19 protein-coding genes and 1 tRNA gene are annotated in these 18,670 nt (G+C 49.6%); 8 read left to right on the top strand and 12 right to left on the bottom strand.

Annotated elements, in window-relative coordinates:
- Positions 1–166: 166 nt before the first annotated feature.
- From pth to BM040_RS19455, 4 genes are all read right to left on the bottom strand, one after another.
- The gene (gene pth / locus BM040_RS19470; protein ID WP_092105172.1) at positions 167–730 is read right to left on the bottom strand and encodes an aminoacyl-tRNA hydrolase; all 564 of its coding nucleotides are present in this window, start codon (positions 728–730) and stop codon (positions 167–169) included.
- A gap of 317 nt (positions 731–1,047) precedes the next feature.
- The gene (locus BM040_RS19465; protein ID WP_092105087.1) at positions 1,048–1,632 is read right to left on the bottom strand and encodes a 50S ribosomal protein L25/general stress protein Ctc; all 585 of its coding nucleotides are present in this window, start codon (positions 1,630–1,632) and stop codon (positions 1,048–1,050) included.
- A 117-nt stretch (positions 1,633–1,749) separates the two neighbouring features.
- Entirely contained in the window at positions 1,750–2,679 is a 930-nt protein-coding gene (locus BM040_RS19460) for a ribose-phosphate pyrophosphokinase (protein WP_092105085.1), read from the bottom strand.
- Positions 2,680–2,850: 171 nt separating this feature from the next.
- Positions 2,851–2,923 (bottom strand) — tRNA-Gln (locus tag BM040_RS19455).
- 565 nt (positions 2,924–3,488) lie between these two features.
- Here BM040_RS19455 and BM040_RS19450 point away from each other — a divergent pair.
- The 4 genes from BM040_RS19450 to atpC all read left to right on the top strand — a co-directional run bounded on the left by BM040_RS19450 (position 3,489) and on the right by atpC (position 6,355).
- Positions 3,489–3,725, top strand: a complete 237-nt coding sequence (locus tag BM040_RS19450) for a hypothetical protein (RefSeq protein ID WP_108211528.1) — start codon at positions 3,489–3,491, stop codon at positions 3,723–3,725.
- Between the two features lie 84 nt (positions 3,726–3,809).
- Positions 3,810–4,307 carry a hypothetical protein gene (locus BM040_RS19445; RefSeq protein WP_092105081.1) on the top strand — a complete coding sequence of 166 codons (498 nt, stop codon included), beginning with the start codon at positions 3,810–3,812 and terminating at the stop codon, positions 4,305–4,307.
- A 198-nt stretch (positions 4,308–4,505) separates the two neighbouring features.
- Complete coding sequence (gene atpD / locus BM040_RS19440; RefSeq protein ID WP_092105079.1) at positions 4,506–6,017, top strand: F0F1 ATP synthase subunit beta; 1,512 nt, start codon at positions 4,506–4,508, stop codon at positions 6,015–6,017.
- A 92-nt stretch (positions 6,018–6,109) separates the two neighbouring features.
- Positions 6,110–6,355: an ATP synthase F1 subunit epsilon gene (atpC, locus tag BM040_RS19435; RefSeq protein WP_092105077.1), complete on the top strand. Its 246-nt coding sequence runs from the start codon at positions 6,110–6,112 to the stop codon at positions 6,353–6,355.
- Positions 6,356–6,430: 75 nt separating this feature from the next.
- Here the strand turns inward: atpC and BM040_RS19430 are convergent, their stop codons facing one another.
- The 4 genes from BM040_RS19430 to BM040_RS19415 all read right to left on the bottom strand — a co-directional run bounded on the left by BM040_RS19430 (position 6,431) and on the right by BM040_RS19415 (position 9,076).
- On the bottom strand, positions 6,431–7,039 hold the full coding sequence (locus BM040_RS19430) for a hypothetical protein (protein WP_092105075.1): 609 nt from the start codon (positions 7,037–7,039) through the stop codon (positions 6,431–6,433).
- Between the two features lie 98 nt (positions 7,040–7,137).
- A complete protein-coding gene (locus tag BM040_RS19425) occupies positions 7,138–7,566 on the bottom strand; it encodes a DUF1801 domain-containing protein (protein WP_092105073.1) in 429 nt (142 codons plus the stop codon).
- A 117-nt stretch (positions 7,567–7,683) separates the two neighbouring features.
- Positions 7,684–8,343: a hypothetical protein gene (locus BM040_RS19420; protein WP_092105071.1), complete on the bottom strand. Its 660-nt coding sequence runs from the start codon at positions 8,341–8,343 to the stop codon at positions 7,684–7,686.
- 133 nt (positions 8,344–8,476) lie between these two features.
- Positions 8,477–9,076 (bottom strand): hypothetical protein, encoded by a 600-nt coding sequence (locus BM040_RS19415; protein WP_092105069.1) that lies wholly within the window; start codon positions 9,074–9,076, stop codon positions 8,477–8,479.
- Positions 9,077–9,281: 205 nt separating this feature from the next.
- Here BM040_RS19415 and BM040_RS19410 point away from each other — a divergent pair, with 205 nt between their 5' ends.
- A complete protein-coding gene (locus BM040_RS19410) occupies positions 9,282–10,412 on the top strand; it encodes a trans-sulfuration enzyme family protein (RefSeq protein WP_092105067.1) in 1,131 nt (376 codons plus the stop codon).
- Between the two features lie 720 nt (positions 10,413–11,132).
- Here BM040_RS19410 and BM040_RS19400 read toward each other — a convergent pair.
- Positions 11,133–12,266 carry an aminotransferase class I/II-fold pyridoxal phosphate-dependent enzyme gene (locus BM040_RS19400; RefSeq protein ID WP_139217855.1) on the bottom strand — a complete coding sequence of 378 codons (1,134 nt, stop codon included), beginning with the start codon at positions 12,264–12,266 and terminating at the stop codon, positions 11,133–11,135.
- Between the two features lie 240 nt (positions 12,267–12,506).
- Between BM040_RS19400 and ispE the strand changes: the two genes are divergently transcribed.
- The gene (gene ispE / locus BM040_RS19395) at positions 12,507–13,313 is read left to right on the top strand and encodes a 4-(cytidine 5'-diphospho)-2-C-methyl-D-erythritol kinase (protein ID WP_092105063.1); all 807 of its coding nucleotides are present in this window, start codon (positions 12,507–12,509) and stop codon (positions 13,311–13,313) included.
- On the opposite strand, the gene BM040_RS19390 is transcribed toward ispE, so the two are convergent.
- From BM040_RS19390 to tgt, 3 genes are all read right to left on the bottom strand, one after another.
- The gene (locus BM040_RS19390; RefSeq protein WP_092105061.1) at positions 13,269–14,213 is read right to left on the bottom strand and encodes a DMT family transporter; all 945 of its coding nucleotides are present in this window, start codon (positions 14,211–14,213) and stop codon (positions 13,269–13,271) included. The two genes, ispE and BM040_RS19390, sit on opposite strands and share 45 nt — an antisense overlap.
- Positions 14,214–15,290 (bottom strand): LptF/LptG family permease, encoded by a 1,077-nt coding sequence (locus BM040_RS19385; protein ID WP_092105059.1) that lies wholly within the window; start codon positions 15,288–15,290, stop codon positions 14,214–14,216.
- Positions 15,291–15,395: 105 nt separating this feature from the next.
- The gene (tgt, locus tag BM040_RS19380; protein ID WP_092105168.1) at positions 15,396–16,526 is read right to left on the bottom strand and encodes a tRNA guanosine(34) transglycosylase Tgt; all 1,131 of its coding nucleotides are present in this window, start codon (positions 16,524–16,526) and stop codon (positions 15,396–15,398) included.
- A 351-nt stretch (positions 16,527–16,877) separates the two neighbouring features.
- Between tgt and BM040_RS19375 the strand changes: the two genes are divergently transcribed.
- Together BM040_RS19375 and BM040_RS19370 are read left to right on the top strand one after the other, a co-directional pair.
- A complete protein-coding gene (locus BM040_RS19375) occupies positions 16,878–17,981 on the top strand; it encodes a glycosyltransferase (RefSeq protein WP_092105057.1) in 1,104 nt (367 codons plus the stop codon).
- Positions 17,972–18,580, top strand: a complete 609-nt coding sequence (locus tag BM040_RS19370; protein ID WP_092105055.1) for an RNA polymerase sigma factor — start codon at positions 17,972–17,974, stop codon at positions 18,578–18,580. Before BM040_RS19375 ends, BM040_RS19370 begins: the two co-directional genes overlap by 10 nt.
- Positions 18,581–18,670: the final 90 nt, after the last annotated feature.

Below are 18,670 nucleotides of genomic sequence, written 5' to 3'. Positions count from 1 at the left end.
GAAAGGCAAATGTATGCGTTCGGGAGGATATTATTGTTGCTGCTCACCTAAAAGTATAAGCCCCTCGCTGGTATAAACCAGGAGGGGCTTTTGAGGTGCTTCATTAAACATTAAAAGCGGCAGCTAAACACAACACACGCAGTTATGATGCTCCGCTCCCCAATGCTTACTTGGTATTAAAGTGGTTCATCGTACGCTCCAGCCCGATGGTACCGAAGGAGACCACCGACTCCGCAGCTTTTTCAATCAGCGTCTGTAGTTCCGGCTGCTCGTCCTCACCGAACTTACTCAGCACATAGTCTACCTGCTTGCCTTTGTGGAAGGAGTCGCCGACACCGAAGCGCAGGCGCGGGTAGTTGTTGTGCCCCAGCGTTTGCTCGATGTGCTTCAGGCCGTTGTGCCCGCCGGCACTGCCTTTGGCACGTATGCGCATCTTCCCGAAAGGCAGGGCAATGTCATCGGTAATCACCATCATCTGGTCTACCGGCAGCTTCAGGGAGTTTAGCCAGTGGCCAACTGCTTTCCCGCTCAGGTTCATGTAAGTGGTTGGCTTTACCAGTACAAAGGTGCGGCCCTTGGTCTTAATCTCCGTTACAAAGGCATGGCGCCCCGAGTCGAAGCTGGCCTCATGTTTTTTGGCCAGGTAGTCCAGCACCATAAAGCCAATGTTGTGGCGCGTTTCTGCATACTCCGGGCCGATGTTACCGAGGCCCACAATCAGGTATTTCATACTTGTATCTTCAGCGGTGGCGGGTGCTGCAGGGAAGAAGCCCAGCCACTTTTTTATACTTTGAAAGGTTGAATTGCTCAAGTTCTTGATTGCTGATGGTTTAATGTTTAGAAGTCGTTCAAAAAAATGCTGCTGTACAAATCCGTTGCGCTAAGAGCGACAAGAGCTTGGAGTCTGTAGAATTTTACAATCAGCAACCGACAACCAACAATTTAGATGGCAATTTAGCCATTCAACAATATACTTTAACAAAAAGTCCTGCCCCACATGGCGCAGGACAGGACTTTTGAGAATATTCTGAGCTGTGGCTCAAAAAATTACTTCTTGCCACGAGCTTCCTCAGCCTGTGCACTCTTAAGGGCACGCGGAATCGTTACTGTAGCGATAGGGGCGTTCGGGTTTGTCAGGATTTCGTAGTTCTCCGGCTGGATTTTAGAAACCTTGATAGACTTACCAAGCTCCAGGTCAGAGATGTTTACCTCTACGTAGTCTGGCAGGTTAGCAGGAAGCGCCTTAATCTTGATAGAACGCAGCTTGGTTACCAGCTTACCACCTGACAGTACGCCAGGAGAAACACCAACAAACTTAACAGGTACATCGATTTTTACTTCTTTGTCGTCCTGCAGCTCCAGAAGGTCAACGTGCAGCAGCATCTCGTTCACTGGGTGGAACTGAGCGTCCTGAAGGATAGCGCGGTAGTGAGTACCCTCAATGTTCAGGTCTACCTCGTGTACCTCTGGTGTGTAGATCAGTTCGCGGAACATGATGGCAGGAGTGTAGAAGTGCACTTGCTCCTTGCCGCCATACAGCACGCCTGGTACATAAGACTCATTGCGCAGTTCTTTGGATTGCTGCTTGCCGAGATTTGCTCTTTTAAACCCTATAATCTCTAACGTTTTCATAAAATTGTTTTGTTAAAATATATCGCTACAAAAGTATAGCCTTGTTTTAGTTAATGGTTGTCAGTTAATCGTTTATCGTATTCTGAAGTCGAATAACGGATAACAAGTAACGAACAACTAAATAAATAGTGAGCTGATCGACTCGTGCGTTACCACGTTGTTAATCGCCCTTGCGAACAGGTCTGCAAAAGAGAGCACTCTGATCTTGGAGCTCTGCTGCTTCAGCGGAATCGTGTCCGACACCACCAGTTCTTCCAGCACCGAGTTCTCGATACGCTCGTAGGCAGGGCCTGAAAGTATCGGGTGTGTGGCAATGGCGCGAACGGTTTTGGCTCCCTTGTCCTTCAGCAGCTCGGCTGCCTTGGTTATAGTTCCGGCCGTATCCACCATATCGTCTACCAGCACCACGTCCATGCCCTCCACGTCGCCGATCACCTGCATCGAGGCGATCTCGTTAGCGCGTTTGCGGTGTTTGTCGCAAACAACCATTTCAGCGCCAAAGTTCTTGGCAAAGGCTCTTGTTCTTACCACCCCGCCCACGTCAGGCGAAGCGAAGATCAGGTCGTTGCCCAGGTTCAGGCTGCGCAGGTAAGGCACAAAGATGGCCGAACCATCCAGGTGGTCTACCGGGATGTCGAAGAAGCCCTGGATCTGGCCTGCATGCAGGTCGCAGGTCATTAGGCGGTCGGCACCCACAGACTGGATAGCATTCGCCACCACTTTAGCGCCTATCGACACGCGCGGCTTGTCTTTCCTGTCCTGGCGGGCGTAGCCATAGTATGGCATCACCACAATCACTTTATGGGCCGAGGCGCGCTTAGCGGCGTCCACCAGCAGCATCAGCTCCATCAGGTTATCAGCAGGCGGAAACGTAGAAAGTACGATAAACACCTCTGCGCCACGCACTGACTCATTGTAATGCACGCCTATTTCCCCGTCGATAAAGCGGGAGATGGTCAGGTCGCCGAGTGGAGTGCCATAAGAGGCAGCTATTTTCTCAGCCAGGTAACGGGATTCTGAACCAGAGAAGATTTTTACTTGTGGCATAATGGTGCTAAAACTAAAATAACGGTTGTATTGGGTTTAGTTGATTATGCCCGCAAAGCTACCAAAAATCCTGATGGTAGGCATTAAATATTTCTGATTTTTAACCAGTTACAGCTGCCTTATAAGCATAAAAAAAGAACAACACCCGGTTTGAGTGTTGTTCTTTTTAAGTTGTCCGACCAGGGATCGAACCTGGACTCTTCTGAACCAAAATCAGACGTGTTGCCAGTTACACCATCGGACAATCTCCCTGTTTGACTTCAGAACTGTTGTTCTTTTGTCGTTTGGTGATGCAAAGATAGAGAGACGATTTTAAACTGCAAACAATTGCCTCAAAATTTTTAGAAATTTTTCCGCCTAAATCTGCTTCAGGGCCCTATCATGGTGTTTTTTTAGCCCCGTAACACAACCTGAAAGCGCTTCTTTTGCGGGCTGACCCAGGCCTTTTTGCCCGCCTAATTTCGTGAGATTCATTGCCTTATTTTAAAGAGCTCATGCATAAACCAGCTGCTTCACAGGGGCAGTAAAACTTTTCCGCAGAGCTGTAGTTATTTCTGTAAACTTTCCTGCGTCAATCCTGAAGAAGACGCCTTTTGCCTATACTAACATAGAAAATAGTAGGGCGCCATTTCTGTACTGTTATTGCTAGAGCAAGCGAATTCTGCTTATATACTTGTAAGAAAGTATAAGACGCGAGAAAGCTATAGTTGGATTTTATAGTTAGGCTTTTGATATATATTATTTTATTTAAATAGAGTGACACCCAGGCAGGTTTTATGCGTAGAGATATTCGCATTAACTGTTATTCTATGCTTCAGCTTATGACTACCATTAACCCTGACATGATTACAACTACTTGTGGACGAGAGCTCGATCTAAGTAGTACTGAACTGGTGATAGAGCGTTCTAACAGCCTGTTCAGCTACAACATCCATAAGCTGAAAACGGGGGAGTATATTATTGCGGAGAAGTTCTACGCCAACCCGTTTAACAACAGGTATATCCTGCTCAACGACGAGCAGATCGAGATGCTGAAAAATTTATAAGTGAAGGCACTGAAATAATGAAGCTATAGCTTCATTATCAGCTAAGTAAGTGGTACATTGGTCTGTTTTATAAAACAGTGTGCCATGTTGCGTTCTATACTTTTAATCAGCCTGTGCAGTGCCGCAGGCCTGGCTTCCGGTCCATCTGAAGCCATTGTGGAGCACGTGTCCGTCGTAGCACAGGAGCAAGCCTCCAATTCCAGCCAAACACAAACCGCAAAGGAGAGGAAAAAGAAAATCAGATCTAAAAGTGAGCGTGTGCCAGCCGCCGCGGCCATTACCTCCACGCGCAATGTGGCAAGGGCATCTCTCACACAGCGCAGCCCGGAGGGCTACCTCGCCGAGTTGGTGATCATGGATAGCGGCCTTCCCATCCGCAACCCCCAGGATCTGCAGATGATAGGCAGCAGCGGCAGCCAGATAAGCGATGGTTCCCGCATTATTTTTGAGAACTTCGTGCTGCCCTTCGAGGGAACCGTGCGGTTCAAGTCTCCCAACAAAATGAACACCGTTATTTATGAGCGCGTGATCAATTTCAAGATAAACGAAGTTGGAAGTTGGGTGGTGCGCGTTGAGCTCTGACAAGCCGCTTGTTGTACAATAACAAGGGAGTGCCCGATCTTAGATGCTACCCGGCTTTTCTGTATAGTGCCTTTCTGAGAGACCCGGGCAGCCAGTGCAAAAGTTTTCAGGTGCTTGCATGGATATAAGAGATTTATACATTAGTTTTGCACCCTGAAATAACTCCGTTATAAAAAGTTAATCAATATAAAAAGTCAGATGGCGAATATTGGCAGAATTACCCAGGTTATCGGTCCGGTTGTGGACGTTAGCTTTGCGGGTGAAAACTCAAAACTACCAAATATTTTGGATGCCCTACAAGTGACGAAAGACAACGGCCAGGTAATTGTGCTGGAGTGTCAGACGCACCTTGGCGAAGACCGCGTACGTACCATTGCGATGGACTCTACCGAAGGTCTTACCCGTGGAGCTGAAGTTGTTGACTTGGAAGGCCCAATCAAAATGCCGACAGGCGAAGGCATCAAAGGCCGCCTTTTCAACGTAATCGGCGAGGCCATTGACGGCATCCAGCAGCCTGTAAGCACAGGTGGTCTGCCAATCCACAGAGCGGCCCCTCGCTTCGAAGACCTGGCTACTTCTTCTGAAGTTCTTTATACAGGTATCAAAGTAATCGACCTGATCGAGCCTTACGCAAAAGGTGGTAAAATCGGTCTTTTCGGTGGTGCCGGTGTAGGTAAAACCGTATTGATCCAGGAGCTGATCAACAACATCGCGAAAGCACACGGTGGTCTTTCTGTATTTGCCGGTGTGGGCGAGCGTACGCGTGAGGGTAACGACCTGCTGCGCGAGATGATCGAAGCTGGTATCGTGCGTTACGGCAAGGAGTTCCTGGAGTCGCTGGAGCACGGCGGCTGGGATCTTTCTAAAGTAGACCTCGACGAGCTGAAAGAGTCAAAGGCAACCTTCGTGTTCGGACAGATGAACGAGCCGCCAGGGGCACGTGCCCGTGTGGCCCTTTCCGGTCTGACAATGGCGGAGTATTACCGCGATGGTGAGCCAGGCTCAAGCGACGCCGGCCGTGACATCCTGTTCTTCGTGGATAACATCTTCCGCTTTACGCAGGCAGGCTCTGAGGTGTCAGCCCTTCTGGGACGTATGCCATCTGCGGTAGGTTACCAGCCAACGCTGGCCACTGAGATGGGTGCCATGCAGGAACGTATTACTTCTACCAAGCGTGGTTCCATTACATCAGTACAGGCCGTTTACGTACCAGCGGACGACTTGACTGACCCGGCCCCGGCTACAACGTTTGCCCACCTGGACGCGACGACAGTACTTTCCCGTAAGATCTCCGAGCTTGGTATCTACCCAGCCGTGGACCCGCTGGATTCTACTTCCCGCATCCTGACGCCAGACGTGGTAGGCGAGGAGCACTACAACACCGCACAGCGCGTGAAAGAGCTGCTGCAGCGCTACAAAGAGCTTCAGGACATTATCGCTATCTTGGGTATGGACGAACTGTCTGACGAGGATAAATTGGTGGTACACAGAGCGCGCCGTGTGCAGCGTTTCCTGTCTCAGCCATTCCACGTAGCCGAGCAGTTTACAGGCCTGAAAGGTGTACTGGTAGACATCAAAGACACCATCCGTGGCTTTAACGAGATTATGGACGGCAAGCACGATCACCTTCCTGAGTCAGCCTTCAACCTGGTAGGTACCATTGAAGACGCTATGGCGAAAGGCGAGAAAATGCTGGCCGAAGCAAAATAGGTTTTATAGTTAAAAGTTAAGAGTTAAGAGTTAAAAGTTGGTTCTGCCACAATAACTCATAACTCTTAACTCTAAACTCTTAACTAAAAAAAATGTATTTAGAGATAATCACACCTGACAAGAAGGTTTACGCCGGTGAGGTAGAGGCCGCTCAGTTCCCGGGAAGCAATGGCTCTTTCGAGGTGCTGGACATGCACGCCCCGCTCATCAGCACCCTCGACAAAGGAAGCATCCGTATCACTACCAACAAAGGGCAGGAGTTCTTTACCGTGGACGGTGGTGTGGTAGAAGTGCTCAACAACAAGATTATTGTACTGGCTGAGTCTGTAACAGAGTAGCAGCCCGTAACAAAGTATAAACAAGGCCTCCTGTTCTTCGTGAGCAGGAGGCCTTGGTGTTTTTAGAAGTGGTTGTTATTTAGCTGTCCACTCATTTAGTATACTTCTGAAATCTTCTTGAGAGATTGTCCGAATTTTTTCTGCCTGGGGATCAGGAGTTGTTTTTCCTGTGAAGTGAATTAAAGAGTCACTTTTTGGGGAGATCTTTAAGTAAATGAGACTACCATTGCTATAGTTATAAATTGTCTCGAGTCTGAATCCTGTCTCTTCCTTTTCAAAATAATCTTTCTCCGTAACAGGTCCCCATAGACTATACTTGATGACCTTGAAAGTATGAATATCTGCATCTGTGTTTAAAGTATCAGCCCACCACTCTTCAAAGTTATTACCGGCAAAAGGCCATACTTTCCAACTGCTTTCTATTACAGGAATACCTCTTGCTAAACGAAAATCATTGTAGCTTTTGCCATAATTGCTGTTAATAGGAAACAGTGAAGTTAAGCCAGCTTCAGCTACAGTGAACAGAAAATATGACGCACTAAGTGCAAGAATACCTGTCAAGATGCTTTTAGCATCTTTTAGGAAGCCTTTCTTATCATGCTTATAGTCCAGGTAATACCCAATCGCGATAAAGGCAATAGGTAGAATCAGAGCAATAAAGCCAAATATTATAGCAGTTTTCATGTCTGTGTGGGGAAGGGAGCTTTAGAGTATAAAAATTCACCCTTAAGCTATACTTATACTTTTTAGCAAAGCGCATTCCGCCATGTGCCGCATTATATTCAACAGGTACATTCAGGATGCTCCTTCAGGTAGGCAAATGTTGCCCTGCAGAGTTTCTCCAGGGTCGGGAGGTGGATGTCTGAGAGCTTTTTAACATAGATGCATGATTTCCCCATTTTATACTTGCCTAAGGCTGCCAACAGGTTTTCGCTTTCCTCGCCTGGAGTGTAAACGTAAAGCGAGAAGGCTGCTTTCCGGGGCGAGAAACCTATCAGAGGAGCATCCCCCTCGTGTCCGCTGGCATACTTGTAGTGATAGCTGCCGAATCCAATAATTGACGGTCCCCACATTTTGGGATCAAACCCTGACCATTCCTGCATCAATTCAATCAGGCGTAAACTATCGGCTTTCTTCTGTTCGTCGTCCACGAAGGAGTTGATAAAATCAAAGACACTGTTCTCAGTTACGGTCGTCTTATTTTTTGCCATAGGTATTTCTTTAGGTGCGTGGGGATGATGGTATCTGGCTCTAAGATCTACTATTGGGGTGATGCAGCCGATGAGGGAAGCTTATCGAAGTATAAATGCTATACAAACCCCCTCAACCTACCTCATTCTTCCAACTATTTCATCTCTGAATATTCTGCCAAGCATAGGAAGAGTCAAGGTATAAACGACAAGCACAGACACCATTTTTTTAGCTGTCATTCCTTCAGTTACCAATAAATAGAACACATAGGGAGTAAGCAGGAAGAGAGCAAGTAACAGTATATAGCCAAATACTCTATAACCCTTCCCACTATAGGCGTAAGAGTGTTGAATGGTTTTAGTTTCTGCAGCAGCAGTTGCTCTTGAAATGTGACTTGCTACATCCTCCCTAAACGCTACAAAAGTTTGTCTATTAAGGCTATCGTCAATTTTGCTCGGAATAACTATTCTACCTCTAAGCTTAAACCTGATTATCAAAACCTCTGTCCCGGCTCCGTCCTTAAGTTCCAGACCTCGGACTTCACCCCATTTTATCAAACCATGTTTACTTGTGTAGAGGCCGTCATCGTTAACCAAGAAGTATTGGCTACGCTTCGAAGAGAAGTAGGCCAAAAGGCACGAGATAACTAGCATTGATGGAATAAGTCCAATCATCAATGTATCCTCGGTGTTGAAAGTAATATGAAGGTAGGGCGGGAGGGCAAAGGAAAGGACTACACCTATAAATCCGATAGTTACCAGCCTATTACCATTCACAAAATTTATAGTATACTTCATTCATTAGTATATTTCTGCATTCAAAGACAGCCAAGCAAATTAAGGCATGCTCTAGGAGTAGCTATCAAGGCTGAACCATATTGACTTAACTTATTTTTGTTGAACCTATTTCTGTTCTATAATAGAAGAAGTATTACCTATCGGATGCGGGGCAACTAATACAAATCCAACTTGTTCCTTCCTTAGTGGTGTATTTGACTACACCATGCTTAACGTGCCAATAAATAACTTCTTGATTATTTGAATCGTTGTTACTTACAGGTTCCTGAAACTTGTATGTACTATCCTGCAGGATACTCATCAATACAGAGGGATTATTTTTAAATTTTATACTTAAAAAGATATCATCGAAGAATATATAAAGAGATGTTGAATCAGGCTCATCCTTGTATAAGCTAATAAACTGCCTTGTGTCCAGTTGTCCATTTGGGAGTCTTTCCCTTGCAGAATATACCTTACCACTTAGCGGTCTGAATATACCTGAATGCACAAGTGGGTTCCATCGAGCATGGCCAATATCTTTATCTACAATATACACTGTGTCGAGTTCACCTTTATTTGATTGAAATACCAGAGTATCACCTTCATTATACACCTCAAGAAGCGAATGTTCAAACTTGTTGAATCGGACCTTTTTAGAGCATGATGAGAGTGAAATAAGGAATACTATGCTGAATATAATTCTTAAGCTGATTATACTCCCGATTAAACGTATTCCTGTTTCACCAATCATATTGTCTCCTGATTCTTGTTATCCGCAAAATATACACTTCCGTAGGTTAAGGATAACTAGAACATAGCATTAAACCTATGCTTATCCACGTTGAATAAAGAGTTTATACTTGATCTACAAGTATAAAATTAAACACCTACCTCCCGCTATACCTTTACAATATAAAAATTCATCCTTACATTTAGCCATACTTATACTTTTACCCATGCCGAACATCCACCCGAAAACCACCCCGATTTACCAGACTTCTGTTTTTACTTTTGATGACCTGAACGAGCTGGAGTTATACTTTGGGCAGCCGGGGCAAAGCTACATGTACACCCGCTACGGCAATCCCAACACGGATGAGCTGGCGCAGGAGGTGAACAAACTGGAAAGCGGCGTGGGAGCAGTGGTTACCTCTTCAGGTATGTCGGCGATACTGGCGGCTATACTTGCCGTTTGCCAGGCCGGCGACCATGTGCTGTGCGCGGAGGAGATATACGGTGGCTCGTCGGCACTGCTGACGCAGGAGCTAACGCGGGTAGGCATAGAGGTGGGCTTTGTGCCTACTGCCGATACCTATACTTTAGACAGCTACGTGCAGCCAAACACGCGCCTGATGCTGGCCGAAACCATGAGCAACCCCTTGCTGCAGGTGCTCAACATTACCAGGCTAGCCCAGGAAACGAGCCGCCAAAGTATAAAACTTGTCATTGACAACACGTTTGCCTCACCTATACTTACCAAACCGCTTACTTTAGGCGCTGACATTGTAATCCATAGTGTTACCAAGTATCTCTCGGGGCACAGCGATGTAACAGCGGGTGTCGTGATATGCCGGGCGCAGGAGGTGCTGCAGCGCGTGCAGAAGGTCATGATGGTGTATGGCCTTAATCTGAGTCCGTTCGAAGGCTGGCTGGCCGCCCGCGGGCTGAAGACGCTACGCCTGCGCATGAAGCAGCACAGCAGCAACGGCCTGCAGGTTGCCCGGTACCTGCAGCAACACCCGAAAGTGGAGAAAGTATGGTATCCGGGGTTGGAAGAGCACCCGCAGCACGAACTGGCCAAACAGCAGGGGCAGGGGCTGTTCGGTGGCATGCTCAGTTTCCAGATTAAAGACGAGGCAGAGGCCGTAAACCGTTTTATGCAGGCGCTGCCAACCATACCTTTCGCTCCGTCGCTGGCGGGCGTGAACACATCTATTTCGCACCCCTTAGGAACCTCGCACCGCTCGCTAACGCCTGAGCAACAGCAGAAACTAGGTATAACGGTAGGCGTGATTCGTTTTTCAACAGGGATTGAGGAGCCGGAGGAGCTTATTGCCGAGTTGGAAGCTGCCTTGGCGGTGGTATAGCTGGGAGGGAGTAGTCTCTGGCGCAAGCGTCCGCTTGTGCCTTTTTATACTTTCATAGCCCCTGCTTCCCGCAGCTGGGAACAAGCTATCCTTGCTAGCTTCCGTTCATCCTCCAGGTTTCACAAATGTCTCGTTGCAGCTCTGGCTTTGGCTCCCTCAAGGCCGGAAGGCCTCGCCTTCGAGCATCGCGCGGTGTGTCTGAAGCTGCTCCTCGCTCCGCTGCGGGCTGCCCTTCGGGCACCGCAACATCCACAAGGCGCTCAACCCAAAGGCTGGGATAAGGTCGATAGCTGCTACCTTAGCGATGCAACAAGTATAAACTGTCCCCTTGAGGACAAGTGAGAACGCGAGTTCGAAACTTGCGAGCATTGCTCAACAGGGGTGTAATCGGTTGCAAAGAAAATAATCTATAGCTGCCCCTGCTGTCATCTCGACTTTTGGGAGAGATCTAAATAAGATTCACGATAGATCTCTCGCGCTGCTCGAGATGACAGGGAAAAGAGGGCAGGTATAAATTCCCCTCCTCGGAGGGGCAGGGGTGGGTTATAATTTGTAGGACAGGTCGCGACCTGTCCGCGCGAGAACTGATACTACGTAGCTTATACTTCAGCCGAAGCAGTTCCAGGCTCCCCTCCTTGGCTAAGGAGGGGTAGGGGTGGTTGGACCCGGTACTGCACTAAACAGCGGCATAATATCCACCATACTCCCCATTATACTTCCTTACACTACCTCCAATAGCCGCCTCAGGTGCTTCACCACCTTATCCAGCTCCTCCTCCGTCAGGTTGCTGCTGCTGGGCAGGCAGAGGCCGCGCTCGAAGAGCTTCCCGCTGAGGTTATTGCCCATGTAGGGGTGGTGCTGGAAGAGCGGCTGCAGGTGCATGGGCTTCCAGAGCGGGCGCGTTTCGATGTTCTCCTCCTCCAGGGCCAAGCGTATGCTTTCGGGCGTGTGCGGCTCGGGTAACAGCACGGTAGTAAGCCAGCGGTTGGTGTAGCAGATTTTAGGCTCCGCCATAAATTCCAGCCCCTCGATGTGGCCCAGTTGCTGCTTGTAGAAGTGGAAAATGTCGCGGCGCTGCTTGATGCGCTTCTCCAGTACTTCCAACTGCCCACGCCCGATGCCGGCGCTGATGTTGCTCATGCGGTAGTTGTAGCCCATCTGGGAGTGCTCGTAGTAGGGAGCTGGGTCTTTGGCCTGGGTAGCCAAGAAACGTGCCTGCTCCACGAGTTGCTCATCCTCCGAAATAAGCGCGCCGCCTCCGGAGGTGGTGATGATTTTGTTGCCGTTGAAGGAGAAGATACCCACCTTGCCGAAAGTACCCACCTGATGGCCGCTGTAGCGCGAGCCCAGCGCCTCTGCCGCATCCTCAATCACCGGTATCCCAAACTCATCCGCTATTGCCATAAGCTCCTTTAGCTTGGCGGGCATACCATAAAGATGCACGAGTACGATGGCAGCTAGCCGTTTGCCCTGGCGCAGGCGTTCGGTGATGGCTGCGCGCAATGCTTCAGGATCCATGTTCCACGTGTCCGGCTCGCTCTCTACAAACACAGGGCTGGCGCCTAAGTATAAAATGGGGTTGGCCGATGCCACGAAGGTAAAGGTAGAGCAGAGCACCTCGTCGCCTGGCTTAACCCCCACCATACGTAGGGCCAGGTGCAGGGCAGCGGTGCCGGAGCTGAGGGCTACGGCATGCCGGGCGTTGGTGTGCTGGCAGATATCATGTTCAAAACCAGGCAAGTTAGGGCCAGTCGTCGACACCCAGTTGTCTTCTATGGCTTTAAGCGCATAGTTTTTCTCGTGCCCGCCCATGTGCGGCGCCGAAAGGAAAATACGTCCTGGCCTGTAGTTCATAAGTATAAATTGTGGCTTGTGGCTTCTGTAATCTGAAGCTTCGGATTAAGTGTCGCAACACATTGATTCTTGTCCGAGGCAATGCCGCTACTGCTATGGGTTGTGTTACCGCTTTCTCAAGATACAGATTATGTGTACGCTATAATCGATTTATACTATATAAATGAGAAGAGGTTTTAGCCTTCACCACCTTTTCAGCGTAATTTTATAGATTGCAACCTGTAAAGCACCACTCAGACAATGCTCGACTTCCCGAACGCTAAAATAAACCTTGGCCTGTACGTAACGGAGAAACGCCCCGACGGCTTCCATAACCTGCAAACCTGTTTCTACCCGGTGCGCTGGTGCGATGCCCTGGAGGTACTGCCCTCGGAGAAGCTGCAGTTTGATATGACAGGGCTGCCCGTGCCGGGAAACCCTGAAACGAACCTGTGCCTGAAAGCCTATAAGCTGTTGCAGCAGGATTACGACTTGCCGCCCGTGCACTTGCACCTGCACAAGGTAATACCCATGGGAGCTGGGTTGGGGGGAGGTTCCGCCGATGCCGCCTTTGCGCTACGCATCCTGAACCAGTTGTTTGAGCTGGGCCTTGAAGATGATGCCCTGGAGAACTACGCCCGTCAGCTCGGCTCTGATTGCGCCTTCTTCATCCGCAACAAGCCCGTGGTGGCTACCGGAAGGGGGGATGAGTTCACGCCTATCAATCTGGACTTAAGCGGTTATACTTGCGTGATAGTGCATCCCGGCATTCATATTACCACAGCAGAAGCCTACGGAAGTATAAAACCCCAGCAGCCGTCCTGCTCTATGGAGATGCTCCTGAAGCAGGATGTGAAAGTATGGAAAGAGGTGCTAAAGAATGATTTTGAGGAAGCCCTGTTCCCGAAGTACCCGGAGCTGCCGCGGCTAAAGGAGCAGCTGTATGAGGCCGGTGCCTCCTATGCTGCCATGACGGGCTCGGGTTCTGCTGTATATGGCTTGTTCAAGGAGGCTCCGGCTAACTTAATTTTTCCCGCCCATTACGCTGTCTGGCAGGGGCTGCTGTAGCTTTTTCTTACGGCGTTTCTCCAGGATATCCAGCACCGGGTAGATAAACACGCTCAGCAGGATAACCGCGGTGCCTATGTAAAATCCTCTCGACATTTGCTCGCCCTCGTTAAAGATAAACCAGGCCAGGATGATGCCATACACGGGCTCCAGGTTCACAGTCAGGTTAACCGTGTAGGCCGAGATGCGCTGCATCAGGCGCACAGAGGCCGTATAGGCATATACCGTACACACCAGCGAAAGTATAAGCAGGCAAATCCAATCTACCAGGTTCAGGCTGAAGTCCAGGCTGCCGGTGTCTGTCAGGTAAGCCGTGTATAGCGGGAAGAACAGCACCGTGCCCAGAAAAGCGCCCCCCATCTCGTACATGGTAATGGTTGTGGAAGGAATCTTCTTTACCAGGTTGGCATTGAGGATGGTGAAGATGGAACCCATTAAGGCCGCCGTAATCGCCATGATAATGCCCAGTACGCTGTCGAAGCTGGTTTCGTGCTGGAAGATGATGTACAGCCCCATGATAACCAGCAGCGCCAGGAAAATCTCATGCGGCTTTATCCTTCCCTTGTTAAAGACCGGTTCCAGAATGGCTGTCCAGAGGCTGCTAGTAGCCAAGCCCACCAGGCTGATGGAAACAGAAGCCACCCGCGCTGCGGCAAAGAACAGTATCCAGTGAGCGGCTATAATCACGCCAATGCCCATCAGCTTTAAGGCCACGCTGCGGTTTATCCATAGCGGGGCGCCAGTTCTGTAAACAATAGCTCCTAACGCCAGGGCCGTGATGATTGTGCGCAGGGCCACCAGTTCTACTGCAGGTATCGTTATCAGCTTGCCAAGTATGGCCGTGAAGCCCCACAGGAAAATAACAAAGTGGAGCTCAATAAAATCTTTAAGACGTGGCATTTAGCGCGGAATGTAACGGTATAAAAGGAAACCAATGCCCGTAAACACAATAGATGGTATCCAGGCGGCAATCTGAGGGGCAATATCGCCCACCTGCGCCAGACTTCGGCTCGTGATCACGAAGATGATGAAAATAAAGGCCAGCAAAAAGCCGAGCGCAATCTGGAAGCCTACCCCGCCACGTGCCTTGCGCGCGCTCACTATCACGCCGATCACGGTAAGTATGATAATGGTGAACGGGTAGCTGAAGCGCTCATACTTCTCTATCAGGTAGGTCTCTATGTCGTCGGCCCCGCGTGATATTTTCTCATCTATGTAGTCGTTGAGCTGCGTCAGCGTCAGGGTTTGCTCCAGCTTGTAGGTGCTTTCAAAGTCCTTGGGCCACATGTTCAGCGTGGTGTCCAGGTTGGTGCCTTTGTAGATGGTTTCCTTCTCGCCGTCAAAAGTGCGCAGCGTGTACTGGTTGACGTGCCACTTCTCTTTCTCGGCGTTCCAGGAGATGCTGCTGGAGGTGAGCTTTTGGCGCAGATTGGTGCCGTTGATCGTTTCCATGGCAAAGTTATAGCCGATGTGCGCCGAGTTGTTGTAGCTCTCCATGTACACATAGGTCTCCGGCCCGATCTTGATGTGGATGTTGCGGCTGTCGTAGGTAAAGGGGCTCTTGATGTACTTCACCTGGAAGGCCACGCTCTTCTTGTTCGCGTTCGGGATTACCCATCCGATAAGCACAAAGATGATGGCCCCGATAAGGGTGGAGCCGATAATGTAGGGTACCAGAAAGCGCCTGAAGCTGATGCCGCTGCTCAGGATAGCCACAATCTCGGTATGCGAGGCCAGCTTGGCCGTCACAAAGACCGTGGCGATAAACACCGTGATCGGGCTGAGCATGTTGGCATAGAACGGGATCAGGTTGAGGTAATAGTCAAAGATGATCTCGCCTATGCTCGGGTTGGTTTTGATGAAGTCGTCGTTTTTCTCGGTGAAATCAATCACGAGGATAACGGCCACCATGATCAGCACCGTGAACACATAGGTGGTCAGGAACTTCTTCAGTATGTACTTATCGAGGAGCTTCAACGCTTCGCTATAGTTTAAGAGTTAAGGAGTTTAGGAGTTTAAGAGTTTGGGAATTTGAGAATGCTTTATGACTCTCTAACTCCCAGACTCTTAAACTCTCTAACTCTACAAACGTGTCATCAATTTCTTTACCATCAGGTCTTTCCAGTCGCGGAAAGTTCCGTTCAGGATTTGCTGGCGGGCCTGCTTTACCAGCCACAGGAAAAACGTAAGGTTGTGCACGCTGGCAATCTGCCCGGCCAGGTACTCAGTGCTGTGGATGAGGTGGCGCAGGTAAGCCTTCGTATAAAACGTGCTCACATAGCCGCCCAGCTCCGCATCAATCGGGCTAAAGTCCTCGGCCCATTTTTTATTTTTTATGTTGATGATGCCCTGCGTGGTGAACAGCATGCCGTTACGGGCGTTGCGGGTCGGCAGCACGCAGTCGAACATGTCCACGCCCAGGGCGATGTTCTCCAGGATGTTGGCCGGCGTGCCCACGCCCATCAGGTAACGCGGTTTGTCCTTTGGCAGTATGTCGCACACTACCTCCGTCATCTCATACATCATCTCGGCCGGCTCTCCTACGGATAAACCGCCAATGGCATTTCCCTCGCGGCCGAAGCTGGCTATGGTCTCAGCCGACTGTATGCGCAGGTCTTTGTAGGTGCTGCCCTGCACAATCGGGAAGAGTGTTTGGGAGTAGCCATACTTGGGCTCAGTGCTGTCGAAGCGGTCTACGCAGCGCTGCAGCCAGCGGTGGGTGCGCTCCATGGATTGCTTGGCGTAAGTATAATCGCAAGGGTAGGGGGTGCACTCGTCGAAGGCCATGATGATGTCGGCGCCGATGGTGCGCTGCGTGTCCATCACGTTTTCCGGGGTGAAGTTGAGCGTAGAGCCGTCGATGTGCGACTTGAACTTTACACCCTCTTCCTTGATCTTGCGCGTGCCGGCCAGCGAGAAGACCTGGTAGCCGCCGCTGTCGGTAAGCAAAGGGCGGTCCCAGCCATTGAACTTGTGCAGGCCACCTGCCTTCTCCAGCACCTCCAGGCCCGGGCGCAAGTATAAATGGTACGTGTTGCCAAGTATAATCTCGGCCTTGATGTCCTCTTTCAGCTCGCGCTGGTGCACCGCCTTTACCGAGCCGGCCGTGCCAACGGGCATAAAAATAGGCGTTTCGATGGCGCCGTGGTCGGTTTGTACCACGCCGGCGCGGGCTTTGGATTGCGGGTCTGTCGCTACTAAGTTAAACTGCATGGTTACATTTTGCCGGTGCATCATCTTGCAATAACAACACCAAAACCGGCCTGCCCCTTAAGGGCTTCTATTTCTTTAAGTTCTGTAAAAATCTAACTAACCGGCAAAGATACGAACTGTGCTTGCACAAATCATCACCTGCCTGCCGCTGATACTTAAAAAAATGTACTTTGCTATGGCTTTGCACGGCAGGCAGCTGGTGGTAATCTGTGCAACAGGCGAAACCAAAAATTATCATACTTTAAAGCTGCACTTGCTTCGTAAATGGCGGTAGTTTGCCTAATTTTGAAGGGAAGCCCCGGTGCAGGCTGGCTTCACGCGTTTTTCGACCAGGATAACAAGTAACAGAATTTGGTAACACTTATACTTCTCGGTGTGCTGGCAGTATGTGTGCTGGTGCAGTTATACTTTGCCTTCTTCAGATTTTTGCCCTTAACCCGCTACCAGGATCCCGTGCCCGGCACACAGCGTCCGGTGACGGTGATAGTGGCGGCGCATAACGAGCAGGACAACCTGTTTGAGCTGCTGCCCCAGCTGCTGGACCAGGACTACCCCGAGTTTGAGGTGCTGCTGGTAAACGACCGCTCCGACGACGATACCGAATTCTATACTTATGAGCTTGAGCGGCAGTATCCGAATTTCAGGGTGGTGACGGTAAAGAAGACGCCCGATTACCTTAACTCGAAGAAGTATGCCCTGGCTTTGGGCATCCGCGCGGCCCGCTACGAGCACCTGCTTTTCACCGACGCCGACTGCCGCCCCTGCAGCCCGAACTGGATTGCGAAGATGCAGGCTGGCTACGATTCGGGGGCAGAAGTGGTACTTGGCTATTCTCCGTATGTACAATTAAAAGGATTTTTGAATCAGCTCATCCGGTATGAAACCTTACTGACCGGAATTCAGTATTTGTCACAAGCAAATGCGGGCCGCGCATATATGGGCGTGGGTCGAAACTTATCATACACGAAGTCTTGTTTCTTTAAGAACAAAGGGTTTGCATCTCATATCAAACTGACCGGTGGCGACGATGATCTTTTTGTCCGCGATGCCGCCAGCAATAGTAAAGTTACCATAGTTATAGACAAAGAGGCGCAGACAGCCAGTATTCCCAAAAAGACGTTTCGGGAGTGGGTCGTTCAGAAAAGGAGACACTTGTCGGTCGGGGGGCGCTACAGAGCAGCAGACAGAAGAAGAATAGGGGCTTTTATAGGTGCTAATATACTTTTTTACATACTTTTCTTGATTCTTCTTGTTCTAAATAGCCATTTAGCTATATTAGGAGCGCTTGCAGGTGTTCGATACCTGGCGGTTTTCCCGGTGTATCTGGCGGCCGCCCGTAGGCTTGATGATAAGATATCCTTACTGCTGATGCCCGTGCTGGATCTGGTTTACTTTGTGAACTACTTATTCCTAGGGATATCTGTGTTACTGTATAAACAATTCAGATGGAAGTAAACAAACAATTCTCTGCGAAAGCAAAGCACGATTTTAAGCTTATACAGGCTGCGGTGGAAGAGAACGATGAGAAGGCCTACGCCGAACTCATGAGTATCTATAAAAAGCCGGTGTACCACGTAGTGCTTAAAATGGTGCGCAACCCAGACGATGCAGAGGACCTGACCATAGAGGCTTTTGCCAAGGCCTTCAAGAACCTGCACAAATTTAACCCGGAGTATGCCTTTAGTACCTGGCTGTTCCGCATCGCCACTAACAACTGCATCGACTTCATCCGCAAGAACCGGATCAAGACCATGAGCATCGACTCGGCCATCAAAATCGACAATGGCGACGAGATTACAATCGACTTCAAGGACAAGAACCTCAACCCGCAGGAAGAGGCCATCAAGAACCAGAAGATCGAGATCATGCAGTACGTGGTAGGCAAGCTGCCCGAAAAATACCAGCGCCTGGTTACGCTGCGTTATTTCAATGAGCTGAGCTACGAGGAAATCGCCACAGAACTGAACGCCCCGCTTGGCACCGTAAAGGCGCAACTTCACCGCGCCCGCGAGCTGCTCTATGACATGGTGAAGAACAAGAAGCACCTGATATAACAGCTGGGCTGTCAGCTCTATAGCGTTAGCATGCGTGCTTTCATAAAGCATTAAATTAAGGTTAATATATTGATTACGTGATAAACCCCT

Origin of the sequence: Pontibacter chinhatensis, from assembly GCF_900113285.1 — a bacterium.
Lineage (GTDB): Bacteria > Bacteroidota > Bacteroidia > Cytophagales > Hymenobacteraceae > Pontibacter > Pontibacter chinhatensis.
The sequence above is the reverse complement of the archived record's forward strand: the minus strand, read 5'-3'. Positions and strand labels throughout refer to the sequence as shown.

Excerpts from the sequence above, each read along its gene's own strand:
- BM040_RS19415 (WP_092105069.1), bottom strand. The coding sequence starts at position 9,076 with ATGATTGGTGAAACAGGAATACGTTTAATCGGGAGTATAATCAGCTTA.
- ispE (WP_092105063.1), top strand. The coding sequence starts at position 12,507 with ATGCTCGACTTCCCGAACGCTAAAATAAACCTTGGCCTGTACGTAACG.
- BM040_RS19425 (WP_092105073.1), bottom strand. The coding sequence starts at position 7,566 with ATGGCAAAAAATAAGACGACCGTAACTGAGAACAGTGTCTTTGATTTT.
- BM040_RS19410 (WP_092105067.1), top strand. The coding sequence starts at position 9,282 with ATGCCGAACATCCACCCGAAAACCACCCCGATTTACCAGACTTCTGTT.
- atpD (WP_092105079.1), top strand. The coding sequence starts at position 4,506 with ATGGCGAATATTGGCAGAATTACCCAGGTTATCGGTCCGGTTGTGGAC.
- BM040_RS19450 (WP_108211528.1), top strand. The coding sequence starts at position 3,489 with ATGCTTCAGCTTATGACTACCATTAACCCTGACATGATTACAACTACT.
- BM040_RS19390 (WP_092105061.1), bottom strand. The coding sequence starts at position 14,213 with ATGCCACGTCTTAAAGATTTTATTGAGCTCCACTTTGTTATTTTCCTG.
- pth (WP_092105172.1), bottom strand. The coding sequence starts at position 730 with ATGAAATACCTGATTGTGGGCCTCGGTAACATCGGCCCGGAGTATGCA.
- BM040_RS19465 (WP_092105087.1), bottom strand. The coding sequence starts at position 1,632 with ATGAAAACGTTAGAGATTATAGGGTTTAAAAGAGCAAATCTCGGCAAG.
- BM040_RS19370 (WP_092105055.1), top strand. The coding sequence starts at position 17,972 with ATGGAAGTAAACAAACAATTCTCTGCGAAAGCAAAGCACGATTTTAAG.
- atpC (WP_092105077.1), top strand. The coding sequence starts at position 6,110 with ATGTATTTAGAGATAATCACACCTGACAAGAAGGTTTACGCCGGTGAG.
- BM040_RS19420 (WP_092105071.1), bottom strand. The coding sequence starts at position 8,343 with ATGAAGTATACTATAAATTTTGTGAATGGTAATAGGCTGGTAACTATC.
- BM040_RS19460 (WP_092105085.1), bottom strand. The coding sequence starts at position 2,679 with ATGCCACAAGTAAAAATCTTCTCTGGTTCAGAATCCCGTTACCTGGCT.
- BM040_RS19400 (WP_139217855.1), bottom strand. The coding sequence starts at position 12,266 with ATGAACTACAGGCCAGGACGTATTTTCCTTTCGGCGCCGCACATGGGC.
- BM040_RS19430 (WP_092105075.1), bottom strand. The coding sequence starts at position 7,039 with ATGAAAACTGCTATAATATTTGGCTTTATTGCTCTGATTCTACCTATT.
- BM040_RS19445 (WP_092105081.1), top strand. The coding sequence starts at position 3,810 with ATGTTGCGTTCTATACTTTTAATCAGCCTGTGCAGTGCCGCAGGCCTG.
- tgt (WP_092105168.1), bottom strand. The coding sequence starts at position 16,526 with ATGCAGTTTAACTTAGTAGCGACAGACCCGCAATCCAAAGCCCGCGCC.